Origin of the sequence: Streptomyces sp. NPDC058284, assembly GCF_042881135.1 — a bacterium.
Taxonomy (GTDB): Bacteria; Actinomycetota; Actinomycetes; order Streptomycetales; family Streptomycetaceae; genus Streptomyces.
Map to the genome: position 1 here is coordinate 232,569 of NZ_JBHVYE010000008.1, position 16,539 is coordinate 249,107.

13 protein-coding genes and 1 pseudogene are annotated in these 16,539 nt (G+C 66.2%); 5 read left to right on the forward strand and 9 right to left on the reverse strand.

What is annotated here, in order from left to right; translation table 11 throughout:
* Positions 1 to 52 precede the first annotated feature (52 nt).
* Positions 53 to 1,006, forward strand: coding sequence for an SDR family NAD(P)-dependent oxidoreductase (locus tag ACFVYR_RS14675; protein ID WP_384254454.1), 954 nt, complete (start codon positions 53 to 55; stop codon positions 1,004 to 1,006).
* Between the two features lie 38 nt (positions 1,007 to 1,044).
* Here the strand turns inward: ACFVYR_RS14675 and ACFVYR_RS14680 are convergent, their stop codons facing one another.
* Both ACFVYR_RS14680 and ACFVYR_RS14685 read right to left on the reverse strand, forming a co-directional pair.
* Positions 1,045 to 2,025, reverse strand: coding sequence for an AraC family transcriptional regulator (locus ACFVYR_RS14680; protein ID WP_384254452.1), 981 nt, complete (start codon positions 2,023 to 2,025; stop codon positions 1,045 to 1,047).
* 91 nt (positions 2,026 to 2,116) lie between these two features.
* The gene (locus tag ACFVYR_RS14685) at positions 2,117 to 3,244 is read right to left on the reverse strand and encodes an FAD-dependent monooxygenase (protein WP_384254449.1); all 1,128 of its coding nucleotides are present in this window, start codon (positions 3,242 to 3,244) and stop codon (positions 2,117 to 2,119) included.
* A 234-nt stretch (positions 3,245 to 3,478) separates the two neighbouring features.
* Here ACFVYR_RS14685 and ACFVYR_RS14690 point away from each other — a divergent pair, with 234 nt between their 5' ends.
* The 4 genes from ACFVYR_RS14690 (at position 3,479) to ACFVYR_RS14705 (ending at position 7,323) form a co-directional block, all read left to right on the forward strand.
* Complete coding sequence (locus ACFVYR_RS14690) at positions 3,479 to 4,036, forward strand: ArsR/SmtB family transcription factor (RefSeq protein WP_384254447.1); 558 nt, start codon at positions 3,479 to 3,481, stop codon at positions 4,034 to 4,036.
* Positions 4,033 to 5,328, forward strand: a complete 1,296-nt coding sequence (locus ACFVYR_RS14695) for an MFS transporter (protein WP_384254444.1) — start codon at positions 4,033 to 4,035, stop codon at positions 5,326 to 5,328. The genes ACFVYR_RS14690 and ACFVYR_RS14695 overlap by 4 nt, the downstream gene beginning before the upstream one ends.
* A gap of 688 nt (positions 5,329 to 6,016) precedes the next feature.
* Entirely contained in the window at positions 6,017 to 6,763 is a 747-nt protein-coding gene (locus ACFVYR_RS14700; protein WP_384254442.1) for a restriction endonuclease, read from the forward strand.
* Between the two features lie 5 nt (positions 6,764 to 6,768).
* Positions 6,769 to 7,323, forward strand: a complete 555-nt coding sequence (locus ACFVYR_RS14705) for a hypothetical protein (RefSeq protein ID WP_384254439.1) — start codon at positions 6,769 to 6,771, stop codon at positions 7,321 to 7,323.
* A 207-nt stretch (positions 7,324 to 7,530) separates the two neighbouring features.
* Here the strand turns inward: ACFVYR_RS14705 and ACFVYR_RS14710 are convergent, their stop codons facing one another.
* The 7 genes and pseudogenes from ACFVYR_RS14710 to ACFVYR_RS14740 all read right to left on the reverse strand — a co-directional run bounded on the left by ACFVYR_RS14710 (position 7,531) and on the right by ACFVYR_RS14740 (position 16,398).
* Complete coding sequence (locus ACFVYR_RS14710) at positions 7,531 to 8,511, reverse strand: DUF6615 family protein (protein ID WP_384254437.1); 981 nt, start codon at positions 8,509 to 8,511, stop codon at positions 7,531 to 7,533.
* Positions 8,512 to 9,060: 549 nt separating this feature from the next.
* The gene (locus ACFVYR_RS14715; RefSeq protein ID WP_384254434.1) at positions 9,061 to 9,585 is read right to left on the reverse strand and encodes a GNAT family N-acetyltransferase; all 525 of its coding nucleotides are present in this window, start codon (positions 9,583 to 9,585) and stop codon (positions 9,061 to 9,063) included.
* Between the two features lie 96 nt (positions 9,586 to 9,681).
* A complete protein-coding gene (locus ACFVYR_RS14720) occupies positions 9,682 to 11,496 on the reverse strand; it encodes a LysR family transcriptional regulator (RefSeq protein ID WP_384254679.1) in 1,815 nt (604 codons plus the stop codon).
* Positions 11,497 to 11,970: 474 nt separating this feature from the next.
* A pseudogene (locus ACFVYR_RS14725) lies at positions 11,971 to 12,408 on the reverse strand (TniQ family protein); the annotation flags it as partial.
* On the reverse strand, positions 12,405 to 13,526 hold the full coding sequence (locus ACFVYR_RS14730) for an AAA family ATPase (protein ID WP_384254432.1): 1,122 nt from the start codon (positions 13,524 to 13,526) through the stop codon (positions 12,405 to 12,407). The gene ACFVYR_RS14730 and the pseudogene ACFVYR_RS14725, both read right to left, overlap by 4 nt.
* Positions 13,523 to 15,646 (reverse strand): helix-turn-helix domain-containing protein, encoded by a 2,124-nt coding sequence (locus ACFVYR_RS14735; RefSeq protein ID WP_384254429.1) that lies wholly within the window; start codon positions 15,644 to 15,646, stop codon positions 13,523 to 13,525. The genes ACFVYR_RS14730 and ACFVYR_RS14735 overlap by 4 nt, the downstream gene beginning before the upstream one ends.
* Positions 15,643 to 16,398, reverse strand: a complete 756-nt coding sequence (locus ACFVYR_RS14740; RefSeq protein WP_384254427.1) for a TnsA-like heteromeric transposase endonuclease subunit — start codon at positions 16,396 to 16,398, stop codon at positions 15,643 to 15,645. The genes ACFVYR_RS14735 and ACFVYR_RS14740 overlap by 4 nt, the downstream gene beginning before the upstream one ends.
* Positions 16,399 to 16,539 lie beyond the last annotated feature (141 nt).

Sequence of the window (16,539 nt, forward strand, 5' to 3'; positions counted from 1 at the left end):
ACCCGAACCCGTCCCTTGACCTTGCGTGCACTCCAGGTCCTAGCGTCCGTGCATGATCACCGAACAGCAGAGACTCGGAAGCGGATTCGGGGCCCGCAGCACTGCCGACGACGTTCTCGCGGGGAGGGATCTGGCAGGCACCACGGCCCTGGTCACAGGCGGGTACTCCGGTCTCGGGCTGACGACCACCCGCGCGCTGGTCCGTGCGGGCGCGCACGTCATCGTCCCCGCCCGCCGCCCCGAGGCCGCTGAGGAGGCCCTGCGCGGCCTGCCTCATACAGAGGTGCAGGCCCTCGACCTCGCCGATCTGGACAGCGTCCGCGTCTTCTGCGAACGCTTCCTCGAATCCGGCCGCTCCCTCGGCATCCTCATCAACGGCGCCGGAGTGATGGCCTGCCCGGAGACGCGCGTCGGCCAGGGCTGGGAAGCGCACTTCGCCGTCAACCACCTCGGTCACTTCGCGCTGACCCACCGTCTGCGCCCGGCCTTCGCACCTTCCGGTGTCCGTGTAGTGGCCGTCGCCTCATCCGGGCACTTCCTGTCCGACATCCGCTGGACCGACCCCCACTTCCGCACCGGATACGACCGGTGGCTGGCATACGCCCAGTCCAAGACCGCCAACGCCCTCTTCGCCCTGCACCTCGACCGCCTGGGCAACGACCACGGCGTCAACGCGTTCGCCGTGCACCCCGGCAGCATCCTCACCCCGCTGCAGCGCCATATTCCGCGCGCGGAGTGGTTCGCTCAGGGCTGGGTGACCCAGGACGGCACTCCTGCCAAGGGTTTCAAGACACCGGAGCAGGGTGCGGCGACAGCGGTCTGGGCAGCGACCTCACCTCTGCTGAACGGTCACGGAGGCGCGTACTGCCAGGACTGCGACATCGCCGAACCGGCAACCACCGACGACATGCTGATCGGCGGCGTCAAGCCCTGGGCCGTGGACCCCGACGCGGCCTCCCGGCTCTGGGACCTCTCCTGCGAACTCACGGGCGTCAGCGCCTTCTGAACCCCGACAGGCAGACAAGGGAGGCGGGAGGGGCCGGGTCACCTGCGCGCCGCGGTGTCGGAGGGCAGTTCGGCGAAGCGGTCCCGGTAATCGCCGGCGAAGCGGCCAAGGTGCGCGATCCCCCACCGGTAGGCGATCGCGCCGACGGGATCGTCGGAGGCGAGGATCTCCTCTCGGATCCGGTCGAGCCGCAGGTCGCGGACGTAGGACATGGGCGAGATGCCGAGCCTTCCCCGGAACGTGGAGCTGAGCGTCCGCGGGCTGCACTTTGCGACACTTGCGATGTCGGCGAGGCTGATGCGCTCGCTGACGTTCGCTTCGATGAACGCGAGGGCTGTCCGCAAGGAGCGCGGGTAGCCGGGCCGCGGACCGTCGTGCAGTTCGCCGGTGTGCGAGTGCGGCTGGGCCAGGAGCAGAGCGGTGACGAGGCAACGCAGCTGGCTGCGCTGCAGATCCGCGCGTTGGAACAGAGGGTCTCCCGAGTCCAGCTGTTCGAGGAGGGAACGGACCAGCAGACGTACCGCCCGGCCTTTGGGCTCGGCGAGGTCGAGGGCCAGCTCGAAGCGCACGGTGGACCTCGGCGTACGCCCGGTCAGCGCGGCGAATTCCTGGTCGACCAGGGCGGCATCGATCCTCAGCCCCAGAAACCCCGGCCTCCGGCTCGGCAGGGGCCGCAATTCCTGGATGTCTCCGGGGTTGGCGACTCCTGCCGTCGTCTCGTCGAGCATCGCCCGCAGGCCGCCGCACGATGCCGAGAGGGCACCGGACAGGCCGATGTTGACGAAGTAGGAGCCGCGGGCGCGGCCCTCGGCCGGGGCGACTCGCACATTGAGTGGCGAGACGAAGTAGCCCACCGCGAAGTCGTGTGCGGCGACGCCGCGCAGTTCGTGTTCGCCGCCGCACAGCTCGTCCAGGGGCGATGTGGCGATCGAGCCGCCGAACAGGCGGGTGGCGGCGTTGAGAAGATCGGCGGGGTTTCGCGACCTGGTGATGAGGTGGTTGCGCAGCGGCGTCGACACGATGGTGGGGTCACCTCCCGAAGGAGTCCATTCTCCGTCGTCTGTACGGCCATCCGCCGGGACGCATCGGGGCACCCTTCGCACCGGCTGGTCACACGGGCTCTGCCATGAGCCGGTGGCAGGAATCGACCAGCGGATACGTCTCGTGGTGGCGCCGCGCCTGCTCCAGGCGGGCGACCGCCACCGAGGTCTGCACGAGCGTTCGGCACCGTCGCGCGCGTCGTCCTGTGAACGCCTGGAGTCCCACGGCGACCGACTCGTGCCGCCCGAGTTCCCGCGCCAGTACAAGCCCGTCCTCGATGGCCAGAGCAGCGCCACTGGCCATCTGAGGCGCGGGCGCATGCGCGGCGTCCCCGATGACCACACCGCCACCCCGGTGCCAGTCGCCCTCCAGGAACGCCGTGAGCACCGGACGGCGCACCACCGCTTCCGGGACGGAGACCAGGGAGCGGATCTCCTCCATCCGGCCCGGGAAGGCCTCAAGGAGTCGCCGCAGACGCGGGGCGAGTTCGGCGTCGGGCAGCACGCTCTGCTCCACGCCGTTCTCCGTCAGGAACACGTACGCCTGCGTGTTCGAGAGGGGCACGAGTCCGGCCGTGTCGGTCTTCCCGGCAAACTGATGGATACCCCTGGCCCACCGCGGGCGTGGCACCAGAGCCCGCCAGACCATTTGCCCGTGGAAATCGAGCGAGGTCTCGAGTCCCAGGAGGCCCCGCACCGACGAGCGGATCCCATCCGCGCCCACCAGCAACGCGACCCTCCGGACCGCTCCGTCCGACAACCGCACGCGGACCAGCTCACTCTCCTGATCCACCGCGGCAACGGTGACTCCATGGCGTACCACTACGCCACACCTCTCGGCCTCCGCGTACAGGATGCGGTGCAACACGGGGCGTGCGATGCCGACCATCGCCGGCTGGTACGCACCGAGCAGGCGCGGCAACCGGACCACGCCCGCGGGCTCCCCGCGCATGTCCACGTGCGTGATCGTGCTCATGCCGTAGCCCTCGGCCAGACACGCGTCGGCGAGACCCAGCTCGTCCAGCGCACGCAGCGAAGGACCGGTCAGGCACAGTCCCCATCCGGAAGGAGCTTGCGACGGGCCGATCTCGGCGATCTCGACCTGCCATCCGTCGCGTGCCAGAGCGGTGGCGACTGTCAGACCAGCCACGCCCGCACCCACGATCACGGCCGTCCGCGCGCCGCGACAGCTGTCCATGAACGCCTCCAGGCTTCGATTTCCTCCGCTTGCCTCGCAACCGTAGGGCGCGTCGGCGCTCTGCCTCATCCACATCGGGCGGCGGCCATCCGTTCTCGGCAAGCGGTCATCCCAGGGGAACGCCCGAGCCGGTCGGCGCCCGCATCTCCACTCGCTCCAGTGATCCAAGCACTTTCATCCACCAGTACGGACAACCCTCTTGCGCAATGGTCAAGGAGTGTTGACCATTGGCGCATGCCTACTGACGATCTCCCCGAGACGCTTCACGTCACCACTGACGAACAGCTGCGGGCCGTCTCCAATCTCACTCGCCACCGGATCATGGCCGTCCTCCGCTTCGAGCCCGCGACGATCACGCAGATCGCCGAGCGGGTGGGCCTGGCGAAAGGGAGTTCCAGCTACCACGTACGACTGCTCGAACGGGCCGGCCTGGTGAAAGTGGTGCGGACGCGGAAGGTCCGGGGGGTCACCGAGCGGTACTACGCGATGGCCGCACGGTCGATCGTGCTGCCGGAACCGGGCGAGGGAGGCCCGGATGTGCTGATGCGGCATGCGGTGGCGGACCTGGAGGCATCGTCGGCGGAAAGCGAGCGGCACGTACGGATGGCGCATCTGCGGCTCACCGAGGAGCAGTTCGCGGAGCTGGGGGCGCGGTTGCAGGCGCTTGCAGACGAGTACCGGGAGCTGTCCGACCCGTCACTGCCGGACGCGTCTCTCGTCTTCGCCCTCTTCCACCCGGCACCGCGTCAGCAGACCGAAGCAACCACCAAGTCCGAAGGGGACGCCACGTGACCTCAAGCGTTCGAAAGCTGCCGGCCGGGTTCGGACGGCTGTGGACCGCGCAGACGGTGTCCTCGCTCGGTGACGGAGTGACACATGCCGCGCTGCCGCTGCTCGCGTTGACGTTGACGCGGAATCCGATGGCGCTCGCCGTCGTCACGGCCGCAGGAACACTGCCGTGGCTGCTCTTCGGGGCGCTCGGCGGTGCGCTGGTGGACCGCTGGGACCGTCGGCGCACGATGTGGGTCGCGGACGCGGCACGTGCGGTGCTGCTCGCGATACCGGCGGCAGCAGCCGCGCTCGACACGCTGAGCGTTCCCCTGCTCGCAGCCGTCGCCTTCCTCCTCGGCCTCGGCGGGCTCTTCTTCGACACGGCCGCCACGGCCTACCTGCCGGATCTACTCGGCCGCGCCCCCGCGCTCCTGGAACGCGCCAACTCCCGCCTGCGCGGCACCCAGACCGCCGCGTCCGGCTTCGCGGGGCCGCCCGCAGGCAGTGCGCTCCTCGCACTCGGTCGGGCGGTTCCGCTGCTCGCCGACGCGGTGTCGTTCGCGCTCTCCGCACTGCTCGTACGGTCGTTGCCCGCCACCCCGCGGCCCGCACCGAAGGCCCGCGAGTCGCTGCTGCGGCAGGCGCGGGCCGGCGCCTCGTATGTCTTCCGGGACCGCGTCCTGCTCGGGCTCGCACTGCGTCCGGCGGTCGGAAACGTCGCCTTCCTCGCCGTGGAGACCGTGCTCGCTCTCTTCGCGCACGAACGTCTCGGCATCGACACCTTCGGCTTCGGCCTGCTCCTGACAGCGGAGGCCACCGGCGGTCTGCTCGGCGCGGGCATCGCCTCCTTCCTCGGCCGACGACTCGGCACCGGCACCGCACTGACCTGCACGGCCGCGGTCGAAGGGCTGGCCATCCTGGGCCTTGCCGCCGCCCCGAACCCTTACGTGGCCGGGCTCGCGCTCGCCATCTGCGGGGCCGGCATGGGCGCCACGATGGTGCTCGGGCCCTCTCTCCGGCAGGCGATCGTCCCCGCCCATCTGATGGGCCGGGTCGCCTCCACCTCCCGCATGCTCGCCATGTGCGCCGCCCCGTTCGGCGCCTTCCTCGGCGGCTGGCTGGCCACCACGTACGACGTACGCACCCCGCTCTACGCCGCCGCCGGCCTCCTGCTCACCATGACCGCCGTGACGGCGACCATGACCAGCAACCGCCGGGTCGAGGCGGCGCTGCGTGACGCTGCCTCGTACAGCAGCTCAGGGCACCCGGAACCCGAGGCTCCCGTGCGGGAGATTGCGCCCGAAGTGCGATAGCCCGTCCTGTAGGTTCTCACTTTCGATGTCAGGCGTCGGCGCTATGACCTGGACGTTCCCCTTCAGTCTCACGACGTGTCGGTCGGCGGCTGTCTCAGGGCGGTGTCATTTCCTCAGACTGTCCAGCCAGCTCCACCACGTCTGGGGCGTCACGAACCTGCATCGGCAGCCATCCTTCCACCCACTCACGCACCTTCACTGTAGGAATCCGAGGCAACTGAGCACTCCGACCTGGGACATTGCGGTAGTTGCGCAAACCCGACAGCCCTGCGGCGCCAGCACTTGAGCAGCGGCTCAGACTGACAGCCCCGCGGCTCCAGGCTCCGGATTCCGTCTCCGTTGGTCAGCGTTGGGACTCGCTGAAATGGCTCTGCCCGCGGCTCCGTAGCCAGTCTTGCCGGGTTTTCCCCGCAGCACGGTCGGCCACCACCAGCATGACGTCGCTGCGGCTACCGACCGCCCGATGACGATCCATCGCTCTGGCCACCGTGTGGAGTTCTACAGTGAAGGGCCCGCCAAGGGGCGCCGCTCGAAGGGGAATGAGCGTTGGCACGAACCGCGAATGGAGGACGCCTTGGCACACGAGAGTGGGTCACACTCCGTGTTGATGTGGCACTTGTCGCCCGATCGGCCTTGGGCCAAGGAGATCGTTTCCGGTCTGGCCCGGCACGGCTTCGCTGTGCGGAGAATGGAGCAGTACGTAGGGCGGGGGGAGCAAGCGACGGCTCTAGGAGAGAATAAGCAGGCGGGGCTCCTTTTGAGCCTCAAAGGCGCTGACTCACTACTCCTTCTGATCTCTCCGAACGTGCCTCCGAATGATGAGCAACTGCGCAGTCTCGACAGCAGCATGGATCAGCGGGGTGTCGATGTCATCCCAGTGATTCTTGGGTCAGGGTCAGTGCCCCAACCGCTGAGGGGGCGAGCCGGGGTGACCATGGCGCACGGCGAGGCGTCGATCGGTGAACTCACACAGAGAATCGAAAGAGGGAGGGCGCTTGACCTCCTGGACCTCCGGTCGGCGGATTTCGAGAATTTGGTAGAGGACCTTCTCCGCAGTGAGGGCTTCGACGTCATCGCGTTCAGCAGAGCGGGAGACCGTGGATACGATTTCTTAGCGAGGACCCCCGGAACCGACAACACGTCGCCGATCGAGTACGTCGTGCAGGTCAAGGCGTATCGACACTCACGTGTGTCGGTGGCAGCCGTGCACGAAATTGCACAGAAGGTCGCCAGGGCAGGAGGTGGCCGAGCCGTCATGATTGTGACGAATGGTCAGCTCACCTCAGTGGCAAAGCGCGCACTTACGGACCTTGCCTCACTCCCGGAGTCCCCCGAGATCCGCGTCTTGGACGGCACCCAGGTCAAGTACCTCCTACTCAAACATCCTGACCTGGTGCGCAAGTACGGGCGATCACACCACGAACGAGGCCGGTGAGGGGGATGACCACCCAAGCCGCACTGACAGCTGCACAACTGCGTGCAGACCTTGACTCGTGCCCGGCGGGGGCATCCGGGTGGAAGAGATTCGAGGAGGTCGCGCTCGACGCACTCAGCTACCTTTTCGTCCCGCCGCTCAGGCCGCCTACCCCCCAGGCGCACACCTACTCCAATGTGGAACGCCGGGACGCCGTCTTCCCTAACCGACACCTCGACCCGTCGAGCAACTGGGGCATTTTCCGACAGGACCTTGAGGCTCGGATGATCGCAGTGGAGTTCAAGAACTACGACAAGACAGGGATCGGGCGGGAAGAAGTCGATCAGACCGCCAATCATCTGCGCCGGGCCTGGGGTCGGCTTGCCTTACTTTGCACGAATGTTGAGCCGAGTAAGTCGGCGCATATTCGCCGAAACTCGATCTTCAGTGATGACGAAAAGGTGATCCTCTTCATCACTAAAGCCGACCTCGGCGAGATGCTGGATATGAAGGATCGAGGCGAAGATCCCTCGGACTTGATCATGGACATCTATGAGGCATTCCTAATCCAGCACGAGTGATTCCCCGGGGGAGGGAGGCCGTGGAAAAGCTTCAGCGACCTCCTCCGAGGGCGCCAACTTCAGCACGCTATCTGCTCAAGCAGACCGTTGACTGCTCATCTACTGCTTAGATACGGGTGTCCCGTGCCAGCGAACATCGACCGGTAGTTGCCCGGCTCGCGGCTGGCCTCACGGGCTGAGAGCGCACCCTGGACGAGCACTGACCTGCTACATGTAGAAGATCGCGATCCCCTTAATGTGGCGCGTCAGTGACGGGGGGAGGCTGCTACCTGCCTCGACATCCCGGACATACGAGGGCAGTTCGAAGCGCAATCCACTGAGGACGTGCGGATAGTAGGGAACTGGGAAGTGGCCGCGATCCGCGGGAAGATCTCTGAAAATCATTCCACTCCCAATGTCGACCTTGCCCGCAACGGCCAGCTCGTAGTCACCCCTCGTGCGGATTTTTGACATCTGCTTCCAAATTACCGAGGCGACCTGCTGCGGTCCGTAATTCGGAGCCACCAGCATGCGTTTCAGTTCGTGGCCGCAGCTTGGGAAGTTCAGGTCCCAGAAACGGGTTCGTGGTAGCGCTGGGTCGGCCAGGTATTCCAGGGGTGAGGCATCATGGAAAGCCTCCACGGCAGCAGAGCCAGGATCGTTAAGCAGTCGCCGCTGGGCGACTCGAGCGCTGAGGACCGACACGCCAGCCCGAGCGCACCGGTTACAGTCCGGCTCTGTGTGGCTGTCGCCACAGATCAATCCCGCCCGGTAGGACGCGTCACCGCAGTACAAGACGTACACCGGAGGAACCTTGTAGTGGTCGGCGGTCCGAAGCAGGTCCGGTAGTTGGACTCCGCTCTTGTTCTTATGCTCAAAATCGATGGACCACCCTTTGCCCTTTCGCTTAAGGCTCTTAGCCTGAACGAACATCCCGAAGCAGATTCCGGTTTCTCGATCAACCCACCACCAGAGCCAATCAGCGCCAGTCACACCCTCTTTGGTCCTGTCGAAAGTGATGGGCTTGACCAGCGGTGCCGATTTCTGGCAGAGGATTTCAGTCGCAGGCTCCTCGTTCCAGCTGCCGTTCGTCATTACCCAAAAGGCCATGTACTCGTCGACGGCCTCCCTTCCTCTTGTAAGTGCGGCAAGCAGCTCTGGTTCCCTCATGATGTACTCCCAGCTTGCGCCAAAAGGTGCAGCGTTCATGTGGCGGCGACCTGCGGCGGCGCACCTCACCAACGTGTCACCACTCTCAGGCCCACGCCAGCGTCATCCAAGGCATCGAGTGAGCCGAGTTGATACCGGCAAGGTTCGATGGCACGCGCTCAAACTTCCCTGGCACAGGACACCTGCGGCGAGGAATCTTCAGTGGCGAACGCAGCCTGGCTGAGACCATCGGGTGGAGCTTCTCCGGCTCGGATCTTGTCAGCGGATCTTGCTCACGGTGATCGCCATAAGGGCACGTCTCCGCCTCGATCCGTCGGACCCGAGCAAGGTGTAGTGGCAAGACTGTCCCCATGAGCAAGATTCACTGACAAAAAGGAAGATCACCTGTCACAGGACAACGGGCCCGATTGCTGAGGTAGAACGGTCCCCTACATTCATGTAGGTTCTCACCGCTCGTGACATCTACCGATGCCGTGACCTGGGGTTTCTCTGGTTGTCTCACGGCCTGGCGGGAAAGTCCTGCCTCACCGCCGTGTCATTTCCTCAGCGGTGATGTGGGGCCGACGACATCCCGCCGACCCCAAGGAATCATCGCTCGTGGTGGTTCGGCTTCGTGATCCCGAAGCGGGCCAGGTTCTCCTCGTTTTCCTCAGTGGCCCATCGGTGGAAGCCGGCCTTCTCCAGGACGCGGACGGAGGCCGGGTTCGACAGCTCCACGTTGGCGAACACCGTGTGGACGCCGGGGGTGGTGAGGGCGAACTCGGCGAGAGCCCGGGTGGCCTCGGGGGCATAGCCCCGGCCGCGACGGGACGCCACGATGCCGTATCCGATTTCGAGGGTTCCCTCGCTGGGCGGCCAGAACAGGCCGATCGAGCCCACGACCAGGCCGCTGTCGCGCTCGATGATCAGACGGTGGCCATGCTCGCCGAGCCAGTCGGGGAACTGGCCGAAGAGGCCCGCAACGGCGCGGTCGCCTTCGGCAGGGAAGTCGTCCGCCCAGTGGGCCGACCTGGTGTCGTCGAGGACCTCGGTGGCCTCGGTCATGGTCCAGGTCCGGAGAACGAGGCGGTCGGTGGTCAGCTGAATGCGGGCTGATGAAATGGAGGAAGTCACGTGTTATTCCTGGTCGTTGGAACGACCGGACCGCGCTCTGCTAACGCGCGGGCCGGAAAAGGGCATGCTGAAGACGGCCGACGGCAGCCATATTCATCAACCTCCCTCTCCCGTGATCACGCGCCTCTCGCGCTGGCGTGAAGGTAGCAACCCCTCACCGGCCTGGGCAAAGCATTTTTGGTCGGGATCAGCAAGGGCTTCGCGGGCAGCTGCGGCGACCTTCTGGCCGAAGGCCGTCAGCTTCATGGGGTGTCCGCGCTCAGCCCGCTCGAGTAGTTGTTGGCCGAGGTCGTTCTCAAGCCGCTGAATCTGCTTCATCAGTGCCGCGGGCGTGATGCGGCGAAATCGGGCGGCTTGATAGAGGCTCGGGTGTGGAGCCGCTGCCGCGAAGCGTTCCAGCCGCTGCCATGCATAGGGGCTGGTGAGGGCCTTGCGCAGAATCGCAGGTGCGTGGGCTGCTTGTTCGGCCAAGCGAAGAGCCGAGTCGTGACTCACTCCGCCTCGGGGCCTGATCGGGATGTTATGTCTGTGTGCCCACCGCTCCATGTGCGCGTGACTCATGCCCCTCTCCCGGGCGAGATCAGCAAGGGTCCGGCGACGAACGACGTATTGCTCGTGCAGCCAGTCGCGCTCGACGATCCCTCGGCGCGTGTAGTCCTGCGGTCCATCACGCAGCGGGATGCCGTATTCGTGTGCGAGCGGGGTCAGAACCGTGCGGGAGATGCCAGTGAGTTCTGCAATCCGGGCGAGTGAGAGATGTTCACTCTGGTAGAGGCGGGCGAAGTCACTTCTCGAGAGCTGTTGTCGAGCCGCGTAACGAACGCGGCCTGTTGATCTCGCGGCGGCCTCGGTCAGAGCGGCGGCAGGAGCGGGGTTCTCCTCCAGAATGCCTCGAACCACGGGGATGCTGGTGCCGAGGGTCTGAGCTGTCCGTCGAACGGGATGCTTGCCCTGACGGATCAGACAGTGCAGGTGTGGGATGTCGATGGTGGTGGGGTCGGGTCCGGGCAAGTCGAGTCCATCGAGTAGGCGAGCGGGTGGCTGCCAGACCACCGGTTCGTTCCGGATGCGCTGGGCAAGGAGGAACGCGCGGGCCTCGTCGTTCAGCGCTTCCGCAAGCTCGGGTGTCAGGAAGACGGGGAATCGTGCGGCCTCGACGCGGAAGTGTGCTTCTTCGTCCTCGTCGAACCCTGGGGAGGCTTGCGCTGGCAGGCCGCTGATGCGTTGGAACAGACGGCGGCGGACGACCCACTCGCGCCGTCCGTTTCCGGGCTGGGTGCCGGTGGACCGGCAGATCTCCAGCCAGCGCTCGTGCGGCAGCAGGAAGGTGTAGTCCAAGCGGCGACGCCTGGAGTAGTCGATGGGAACGTCGTGCGCGTCGAGGTAGTTGGCCAGTCGGATCAAGGCGGTCTGAACGTCAGGCCAGCGCGGGTCCTGGCCCAGTTTGTGCTGGATGCGGCCGACGGCGGGGCCGTCGGTATGGGAGTCGAGGAGTTCGGCGGCGGCGTCGAGCCGGACCCAGCTGTTGATCACCAGCAGTGAGGCGGACAAGGCCATAGGAAGGACGTTGTGGAAGCCCTCCGGTGAGGCACTGAAGCGCATGGCCCAGGAGGGCCAGAACGTGCTCGGGATCTTCCGGGCTCGCTGGCCGCCTGCCCGGCTTGCGGTGCTGGGACAGCTGGGCAGGGCTGTGATCGTGCGGAACCGGAGCTGTTCCAGAGGCGTGAAGGACGGGGCAAGCGCGGCTAGGTGCACGGCCTTGAGAACAGGGCTCAGGCCGCATCCCCAGCTGTCGATGCTGGTGGCCGTGACTTGGTGAAGATCCGGATGCATTGCCAACAGCAGTTCGCGCATCGCGCTCCCGCTGCGGTGGATGTCGCGGTGAGCGAGGACGCTCAACGTGAGCGTCACGGCAGCCGCAGTACTCACTGCCCGCGCCGGCGACATGTAGCCAGGGCGGGCTGCGGCTCGGTGTGCGAGATGACAGCCGGGCTCGGGGACGAGGTGCCGTTCGGCGAGGTCCGGCGGGGCCAGGGCGACGAGGGAGTGGGGAGGCAAAGCTGCCAGGACGCGACCGCTGATGGCACGGATGTCATTCAGGGCGGTTCGTGCTGGCTGAGGGTGTGCCGCATAAGGGCCGAACGACGCCGTTCCGCTATCGATGATCCCTAACACCCGGTCCTGAGCGAGCAGGGCCGGATGTCCTTCCGGCAGGCGGAAAGTAGGGGTTTGGGTCAGATCGAAGCCGCAGCCGGCCGATGGAGGGTCGTCCGTGCGGGCCGGCGGGTTTCCGCAGAACCCAGGTCGGGGGACAAGCTTGCCGGAGCGGGGCTGAAGTCTCTGGATGCGTCCGCAGCTCGGACAGCAGTCCGCCAGAAGACAGCGGTGGGTGGGACAGGCGAAGGTCCAGCCCAAGCGCCAGGTTAGCTGCCAGCGGCCGGTGGATGCGGCCAGGCAGTCCGGACAGAACCGGGAGCCAGAGCGGCCCCAGAGCCTTCCGCGTTTGACGTGCAGGCCATCGGCGGTGATGTGTAGGGCCCGACCGTCGTAGTGGGCCAGCGTCATGCTCATGACCTTTTCCAGGGGCAGTCCGCTCGCGCGGGCGACGGCTGCGGCTTCTGGGGCAGGCAGTGCGATCGTCCAGTCCGGAGGGATGCCCCGGGTGCGGTCACCAGCGCCACTGCGGGAGGGAAATCCGAGGTGCCGCTGAAGCTCGCCCAAGGTGGCGTGATGGCGAACCGCCGATGTCTCCAGCCAGGAGTCGAACGCCTCTCCGGGAAGGGGTTGCACTCGCAGTGGGAGGGTTCGAATGCGGGGCCTCATGCAGCCTTCCGCCGGTTGGCGCCGGGTCGGCTGGTCAGCTTCCCTCGTCCCAACGCGGCTTCGAGTTCTCTGCGGGCAGCCTCGGACGCCTCGTCGTTCTTCACCCGGTCGAGCAGGTCACGGTCGAGGCGTTCGGTGCCGCTGCGGATGGCCCGCTGGCAGCCGCGGTTGACCAGTGTCACCAGCGAGCCGATATGGCCGGTGCTGCGTGCGAAGAGGTAGTCGGACAGGTCGTCCGCGAGCATGCCGGGGTGTTTGTCGGCAAGGACGATGCGCTTTTCGAGAGCCAGGAGCATTTGCCGCCATTCGCGGCGACCGTTCTCTTTGGTGATTGTGAAGGGCGGCATGTCCAGCCGCGTGGTTCGGCGGCCTGTCTGAGCCAAGGTGGTGTCGCCGCCGGTGTCCCCTTCGCTGAACAATCCCTTCTCAGCGAGCCCGACCCCGACTTTCAGCAAAGTAACGGGGAACTCGTTGGCGATCCACTTGAGATGGTTGCTGACCTCGATGCCGCTGGTCTTGCGCCATTTCAGAAAGTGCAGGTCATCCAGCACCAGCAGACGGACCTCACAGGACAACACGCAGTCCAGAGCCTGCTGGCCAAGCTGGGCTGTGGTGCCGCGGTGGCGGCCAGGGTGCCCGAAGAACTCCAGCAGGGCCCGGTTCAGGTCCTTCATGCCGGTGTTGCCGGTGAGCCCGACCCGGCAGACCGGCCATCGCTCATTGCCCTGGGCGGTGAACTCGCCTTGCTCGGCAATCTCTCTGCGGTGGAATTCCCGGGTGAACGCGAGGACCGAGGTGGTTTTGCCCAAACCGGGAAAAGCATCGACGGCGACGGCGCCCTTGGCCTTGTCGCCGTCCTGCAGGTTGCTGTCGACGATGTCCCACAAGTCCTCGTGCAAGGCGGATAGTTGAGGAGTCTTGATCGGGCCGAGGTTGGCATGCCATTCCCGTCGCCGACGGCTGTATTCAGCTCTCGCCTCGGGGCTGAGCTTCTTCAGCTCGGCGCATGTCAGCAGCTCGGGTTGGCTTCGGCGTGGGGCATCGGCGAATGCTCTGAAGTCCTCCTTCCGGGACAGTGCCAGGTTGCCCATGCTCGGCAGGCTGGTGGTGACGGTCACGCATCCTCCAGGGCGTCGGCGTAGAAGTCGTCCTCGCCGGCGAGGTCTTCCAGGTCGGCTTCGTCGTCATCGCCCATTTCGGGCGCTGCGGCCACCTCCGGCTCTCCGTGGGAAGAGGCCGTCTCCTCGCCCAGAGCCTTGCGGACAGAAGGGAGCGAGAGGACCTGTTCCTCGGTGTCGGGCAGTTCGATGGCAGCCTGTTCACGTGAGAGCCGCAGGGCCATGCGCCGCTCGGCTAGCGTCGTGCCCAGGCCGAGGTTCCAGCGTTCCAGCAGGTCGGCGACCGCGAGCCGGTCGTCGGGGTAGCGGTATTTCGCGGCGGCCAGCTTCCTGGCGAAGATCAGAGCGTCCTCGCTCAGCGGCATTCCAGCCGCTGGCGCATGCTCCCATGTCAGGGCATGCCAGCAGCGGTCCGGAGCCCGAAAGTAGATCCGGGTGATGTCGTCGGGGTCGACCTGGAATGGCCAGCCGTTCTTGACCGGGCCGTCGTACGGATTCCGGACATCGCTGAGGCCCTTGAGACCGGGCCCGTTGTAGCGACGGCGGTTGATCTCGACGCCGTAGTGCTGGATCGTGCGCCATTCGGTCTTCAGGAACTCGTAGGCGAGGTTCGGGTCCCGGGGTGCTTCGATGTAGCCGGCCCGGGCCATGCCGTGCTCGAACATCTTCGCCGGGGACATCCGCAGCCCAGGCAATCCGGGGTCGACCAGGCTTGCGTGAGGTCGGTGGTGGTAAACCACCGCGACCCACTCCCGGATGATCGCCTCCAGCTCGTGCAGGAAGAAGAACGCGTCGTCCTCCGGGTGTTCGCCCCGGGAATGGATGTCTGGCCCCTTGTAGCCGGGCAGCGCTTGCAGTAGCCCCTCGCGCAGGGTGCGAAAGAACCTTTCTACGGGCCCTTTGTCCCGGCCCATCCGCAGCCTCGCCGGCTGGATGGAGATCCCCATCCTCCGGCAGACGCTGGTCAGATGCTCGGAGTCGTAGGGCTTGCCATGGTCGATGACCAGGGTCTCCGGAACCAGGACGGGGCCCGAAGCGCCAGCTCCTTCGGCAACAGCTGTGTCGACCAGGACGGTCCGCGGGATGCCGTGCTCGGGCCAGACCGCGTAGCGCGGCCAGCTTCTTCCCGCTGGCGGTGGGCGGAACGACTGGTAGAGCACTGCCGCAATATCCACTGCCTTCGTCGACACCGGGGTGAGGCGGATCCCGGTGATGCAGCGGGTGTACCAGTCCATGCCGACGCTCAGCTCGGCCTGCACCCACCGCAGCGTGAACGGGTCGAAGGCGAACACGTCCAGCCTGGTGGAGTCCATCAGCAAGTACTCGCCCGGCCTGGTCGGCCGCAGCTTGCCGTAGGGCCCGTCCGGCCGGTCGGCGATGTCCCGGTTCCGCTTCGTACTCATCCGGAACAGCGGGTGTTGGTCCTCCAGTTCCTCAAGGATCCGGAAGGCCGTGGCCCGACTGGGCTGCGGCACGACGTCCGAACCGAACCGCGCGATCACCCGGGCCCGGGTCCGTTCGATCACCATCGTGCGGGACGGCTTCGACTCTCCGGTATGTTCGACCATTACTTCCCTGGCTGTCTCCACCCACCGGTCGTCCACCTTGGTGGCCCGCCCCCGTGCCGGCCGTCCCGCGGCCGCCAGACCCGCCTCGCCGCCACGGCGGTAGTCCCGCACCCACCGCTCGATGGTGCGAACGGTGACGCCGATTTCAGCCGCCTTGCTCGCGTAACGGTCACCAAGCGAGACGTCAGGCAGGTATTCCGGCCTCGGCTCCCCGCCCGCCACCAATTCCGGCGTTCCCGACCGATAGCCCGTCAGGACCTCACGGATGTGGGCTGCCCGCTCCCGTACTCCGTCTTGCTCGGCCTCCGACAGCTGGCTCAGCACGACACCGGCGATGTCTTCGTCACCGGACGGCCCGGGACCCTCCGGGATTACGCGAGCCCGGTCAGACAGCAGCAGTTCCTTCACACTCAGCCGAATCAACTTGCCCCGGCCGTCCTTGAGTACTGCCTCGTTGCCGTTCGAGGTGATCGCCAACTCGATCACCTCGACGGTCTCGCCGTCATAGCGGAACCGGGTGCCGACCCCCACCCGGGTTCCTGCCCGGCTCACTGCGGGACCTTCAGGACATGGCGGCTGCTGATCGGTGTGCTCAGGTCGGTGACCACCTCGCCGCCCCAGAGAAGATGCAGGGCCGCGGAACGGATCTCCTCCCGCTCGCGCTCCGGAAGCAGTTCACCCAGCTCGCCAAGTGTCCGCCCGTCCAAGCCCATGGCTCGGACCTCATCAAGCAAGGCTCCATCGAAGAGCCAGTCACGGCGATACCCGGCAAGGAACCGCACGTTTTCCAGTTCTGCCGGAGGCAGCTCGCTCCAGACCACGTATTGCCATCCCCGTGCTTCCACCACCCGCCGGGTCCAGGCGAAGGTGAACGTCACCTCCGGCTTCGTCACCCGATGCCTCGGCTTGACGTCCACAACGACCGGACCGTCTCCGGTGATCAGCAAGTAGTCAGGGATGTGCTTGCGCCACTTCCCCTCGACATCGGCTTTGAGCAGGAACGGCTGTGCCAGGATGCGGCGAACAGACGGGGCGAAGTCATCGAACAGCAGCCGGGCCAGTTCAAGACGCGACTCGTAGATCACATGATCGCGCATGGTGGAGGACCAGTACGTACCCGAGTAGTGCTTCTGGCCCTTGTACCAACGGAAGGTCCTCCACGGTGTCACCGCCGCCAACGTGGCACTACCGGTGCTCTCCCACGGTTCGTCTTCAACCACCTGGACCGGCGTACGGAAACTCACCACGGCCGACTCAACTGACACCAGCCACCCCCGCCCCTGCAGCAGGCTCGATGCGATCAAGCAGTGGATGACAGCCTGGAGCAGACAGCCACGCTTCCTCCAGAAAAGCCGGAGGTACTCACACGTTTGAGCGAAACAAGGGTCCGAGCTCTAGCCAGTCTCACAGCGATGTCGTATCCGACATCCATCCGACATCAACTG